The following is a 4,836-nucleotide window of genomic DNA, read 5'->3' on the forward strand; positions in this document are numbered from 1 at the left end:
GGCGACGGCGCGCATCCGCCGCGTGCGGTCCGCGCGGGTAGCGCGAAAGGTAGGACCAGTAGGCGTCCTGCGTGCCGGACGACAGGGCGCGGCGCCAGGTCGTCGCCTCGCGCCGGGCGGCCACGATGGCGCGCACGCGCTTGGCCATCGGGTCATCGGGATAGGCCCCGAGGAAATCCTGGTACCCCTGCAACGTGTCGCGCTCGACCGCCACCGAATAGGCGTCCCGCGCACCGATCTCGCGCAAGGGGCGGTCGCGCAAAGTCGCGATCTGCTCGGCCTGCGCCGGGGCGGGCGCGTCGGCGTTGCGCTCGAAGAACACGAACGGCACCTCGATCTTGGAATCGTCCCAGGGCATGGCCGCGCCCCCGGTGGTCTCGCTCACCCGCAGGCGCACCCGGTCGAACAACGCCGCCGGCTGGAGACCGCCCTCGCGGATCATCTCCACCAGGGCCTGCGCATAGGCGCCATACGCCCCCGTCTCGGGCGGCGCCACGGTGCCGGGCGCCGCGTTGTAGGCGATGAGGCTGCCGGGTTCGGCCTCCACCAGGGCGAGACCGCCGGCGAGCGGGTCGCCCGTCTTCACGAACGGGTTGGCGCGGGCCGCGTCGAGCACCACGAACCGGGCCTTCAAGGGGACGGTGGAGAGGCGCTTGATGTAGTCCGACACGCGCAGGGCCGAGACGGGAACATCGACGGCGGTGGCGATGCGGGCATCCGCCGGGGCGAAGAAGGTCTCGCCCTCGAGTTGCAGCCCGTATCCGGCGAGATAGACGAAGGCCACCGTGTCCGGCCCCGAGGCCGCTGCCTTGTCGAGGAAGTCGCGCAAGGCCTTGCGCAGGGCATCCTCGTCGAGGTCGCGCGCCCCCACCACGTCGAAGCCCGCCGCCTGCAGCGTCTGCGCGATGAGGCCGGCATCGTTGGCGGCGGTGGCGATGGGCGCCCCCTCATAGGCGCCGTTTCCGACCACGAGGGCGATGCGCTTCTCGGCCTGCTGCGCGGTCGCCGGAACGGATATCAGCAGAGCGGCGAACAAGGCCGCGAAGACGGCGACACATCGAGACAGGACCATCGCCGGGAACCTCCGTCACCGTAGGCAGCGTCGACGGACACCCTACGGAGCATCGCGGACGACCTGAGCGCGAGCGGTCGCACCATCGTGGAGAATTGAGCACGCGTCCAGGGATGCCCGGAATCGGGCTTACCAAATCCTCGCTCGGAGCGGCCCCGATCCCGGCGCATGCATGCGCCTGTCCGCCGGGCCGGTGACCGAGGAGCCGCGGTTCGTGTTCGCCATGGCTTGGCGCGATTGATCCGCTCGCGGAGCGCTTTCGCCTCGGTCTCGGCGACGTTCCCGCGGGCCTTCTCGGGGACGAGTTGGCCGTCGTGATAGATGTCGTGCTCCACATGGAGCCGCTCATCGTCCCACCGCACCACATTGTCGGTCCCGGAGGTCTCCGTCACCCCAGGATCGTCCCGCTGGGTGATAGTGTTCGGCAATAAACGAGCTATTCTACTATGGTTCGTCTCTTTTATGTCTTGATCAGAAATAGTTTAGAGCTTTTCTAGAGCGTCATCGAATTGCAACAGGGCTGTATGAACCGAGTTGCGCCCGCCCGTGTCGCGTGAAGCGTGCTTGTTGCGGAGTGAGTTGTCCTTCAACAGCTCTCGATGCCGGCAATGACGTACCGAGACTTGAGACGACGACACAATGAGCAAACTAGCAGTTGAGTTATATCGCAGCACAATGCTGCGTCCGCTCGTCGTCCTGAATATAGCCGCCATTCTGGCGGTCGGTGTCGGGCCGTTCTCCGGCGCGATGGCCCAGACGCTTCCGGCCGAGAGTGCGGTGGTCCTGTCGGAGCTGTCGGTGATCGGCAGCGGCGAACGGGCGAACGGCCCCGTCACCGGCTACCGGGCGAGCCGTTCCGCGACCTCGACCCGGACGGACACGGCCCTGCGCGACTCTCCGCAATCGGTCCAGGTGGTTCCCCGTGACGTGCTCGTCGATCAGCAGGACGTCCGCCTGACCGATGCGCTCACCAATGTGAGCAATGTCCAGCCCGCCGGCACCATCCAGGGCCGGTCCGACACCTATGTGCTGCGTGGCTTTAACACGCAGACCTACGCGATCGACGGCGTGCTGCTGAACCCGGCCAACACCTTCCAGCCGACACAGCGCGACCTCGCCAATGTCGAGCGCGTGGAAGTGCTCAAGGGCCCCACCTCCGTCCTCTATGGCAGGGGCGATCCCGGTGGCCTGATCAACATCGTCACGCGCCAGCCCCTGCTCACGCCTTCCGCGGACCTCACCCTGCAGGGCGGGTCTTACGCCTTCCGGCGGCTTCAGGGCTCGGTGACGGGAGCGGTCCCGGGGACGGAAGGGCTCGCCGCCCGCTTCAGCTTCGCCACGCAGGACGACCCCACCTTCCGGGATTTCGGCGGCCCTTCCAATTCGCGCCATTTCTTCGCGCCGTCCTTGTTGTGGACGCCCGATGCTTCGACGCGGATCTCCCTGAATGCCGAGTTCTCGCGCCAGCACAGCCAGTATGACGAAGGTCTCACGGCTTTCCAGGGTCGGGTGCCCCTGGACAACATCCGCCGTTACTATGGCGAGTCCTGGTCCCGGTATTACGGCGAGTCGAACTCCATCACCCTGCGGGCCGAGCATGACGTCAACGAAAGCCTGACCCTGCGGCAGGTGATCAACGGTCAATGGGGCCAGTTCGACGTGTTCGCCACCCGCGCCACCGGGGTGAGCGCGAACGGGGCGTCGCTGACGCGGCGTCTGTCCGAGATCGAGTCCATCTACAACTCGATCGACAGCCAGACGGAAGCCGTCGCCCGCTTCGATCTGTTCGGCTTCCGCCACACGGCCCTGTTGGGCGTCGAAATCGTCGATGGGTACCGGCATCCCTATGCGCAGCAGGGCACGGCCAGCCCGGTCTCCTTCCTCAATCCGATCCGGGGATCGATACCGCAGATCGGAACGCTCGCCCTGCAGAGCGACCTGCGGCAGAAGCTGTTCATGGTCGGCACCTACATGCAGGACCAGATCGAGCTGGCCCAGGGGCTGCAACTCGTCCTCGGCGTCCGCGTGGATACGGCCAACCAGTTCTATTTCCAGCGCACCCTCACCAACAACACCGTCCCACCCACGCGGGACGTCACCGGAACCTCGCCGCGCGTCGGCCTGGTCTGGCGGCCGATCGAGCCGCTCACCGTCTACGGAAGCTACACGACCTCCTTCACGCCCCAGACCGCCAATGTGATCAGTGGCCTGACGCCGGCGCCGGAGACCGGCGAGCAGGTCGAGATCGGCACGCGCATCGACCTGATCCCCGATCGCCTCACCCTGAGCGCCGCCGCCTTCCGGATCGTTCGGGCGAACGTGGCCGCGACCGACCCCTCCGACAGCCGCTTCTCCATCATCACCGGCGAGCAGCGTTCGCAGGGCGTCGAGGCCGACATTGCGGGTGAGATCCTGCCCGGATGGAGGATCATCGGCGGTATCGGCTACCTCGATGCGCGGGTAACGCAGGATACGACGATCGCCATCGGCAACCGGCTCCCGGCTGCCCCGACCTTCAGCACCAGCCTGTGGTCCACCTACCAGTTCCAGAGCGGCCCGATGCGGGGCTGGGGCTTCGGCGGCGGCGTCACCTATGTGGGCGAGCGCTTCGGCGACATCGCCAACAGCTACAAGGTCGGTGCCTATGCGCGCCTCGACGCGACATTGTTCTACGAGATCGACCCGATATGGCGTTTCGCCGTGAACGGCCGCAACCTCACGGATCGCCGCTACATCGAGCAGCCCTTCAATCAGTTCAACAATCTCCCCGGCGCACCGCTCACCGTCCTCGCCAGCGTGACGGCCCGCTACTGAGGCGAGGCTCGCGGCCTGCTGCTAGTCACACCTCGCGCCTGGCCGGTTGCGGGATGCGATGCGCCCCGGCGGCCGACATCGTCGACTGGTTCGGCGGCCCTCCTACCGGACCCGGCAGGGCCGATCCCGCCTGTGGCGCGTCGGTCTCCTGTGGCAGTGGGGCCTGACGGACGCCGCCACGCTATTGCTTGGCGCGATTGATCAGCGCCTGGAGTGCCTTCGCCACGGGTTCGGTGACGTTCTTGCGGTACTTTTTATGGACGAGCTGGCCGTTGTGATAGATGTCGTGCTCCACATAGAGCCGTTCGCCGTCCCACCGTACCACGTTGTCGGTCTCGGAGGTCTCCGTCACCCCGAGATCGTCGCGCAGGGTGATGTTGCTGGGCTGTGTCAACATATCGGGTCCTTTCAAGCGTTTCCGGTGCATCGGGCGCGTGGGATGCGGCTTTGTCCCGTGGCTGGCGGAGCGGGCTTTGTGAAAACGGTCCGCGCGATGCCGGTGAACCGGGCCGTTCCTCGCCGAGCCGTGGTGGCACGCATCTCACCCATCCGGCCCCGACGCCTCGTTGTCTGTTCGGTCGATCGCAGGGCTGGCGCCCACGACCCTCTCGCCGATCTTACGAAGCGGCGGCGTCCGATGCCAGCACGAAGCCGGCCTCCATCGCTCAACGCACGGTCACCTGGTTCTTGATCCGCTCATAGGTCGACCGGCTGAGGACGCGTTTCGAGAGCAGCTGATCCACCGAGGCATAGGGCCGGCGCTGGGCGATGGCGCGGCCGATCATGCCGCCACCCTTGAGGCCGTTGAGTTCCGCCACCGAGGCGGTGTTGAGATCCACCACGGAGACCGCCGCCGGACCCGAATTGTCGCTGGCCTGCTGCGTCTCGGACCGGTCCGCGTTCAGGGGAGGGCTCTCGGCCAGGGGCGTCACTGGGCCGCCATAGGGGAG

At 66.9% G+C, this 4,836-nt stretch carries 4 protein-coding genes; 1 reads left to right on the forward strand and 3 read right to left on the reverse strand.

The features are described from left to right. Window positions 1-1,072 (reverse strand): caspase family protein (locus FV220_RS24090; protein WP_187273526.1); only part of this gene is annotated, 1,072 nt, incomplete at its 3' end. A 747-nt stretch (window positions 1,073-1,819) separates the two neighbouring features. Between FV220_RS24090 and FV220_RS24100 the strand changes: the two genes are divergently transcribed. Continuing rightward, on the forward strand, window positions 1,820-3,886 hold the full coding sequence (locus tag FV220_RS24100; RefSeq protein WP_246689534.1) for a TonB-dependent siderophore receptor: 2,067 nt from the start codon (window positions 1,820-1,822) through the stop codon (window positions 3,884-3,886). A 181-nt stretch (window positions 3,887-4,067) separates the two neighbouring features. Here the strand turns inward: FV220_RS24100 and FV220_RS24105 are convergent, their stop codons facing one another. After that, window positions 4,068-4,283, reverse strand: a complete 216-nt coding sequence (locus tag FV220_RS24105; protein WP_056147574.1) for a hypothetical protein — start codon at window positions 4,281-4,283, stop codon at window positions 4,068-4,070. A 268-nt stretch (window positions 4,284-4,551) separates the two neighbouring features. Continuing rightward, a partial coding sequence (locus tag FV220_RS24110; RefSeq protein ID WP_147833485.1) for a helix-hairpin-helix domain-containing protein occupies window positions 4,552-4,836 on the reverse strand: 285 nt, incomplete at its 5' end.

The organism is Methylobacterium sp. WL19 (genome assembly GCF_008040005.1).
In the GTDB taxonomy this organism is placed as follows: domain Bacteria; phylum Pseudomonadota; class Alphaproteobacteria; order Rhizobiales; family Beijerinckiaceae; genus Methylobacterium; species Methylobacterium bullatum.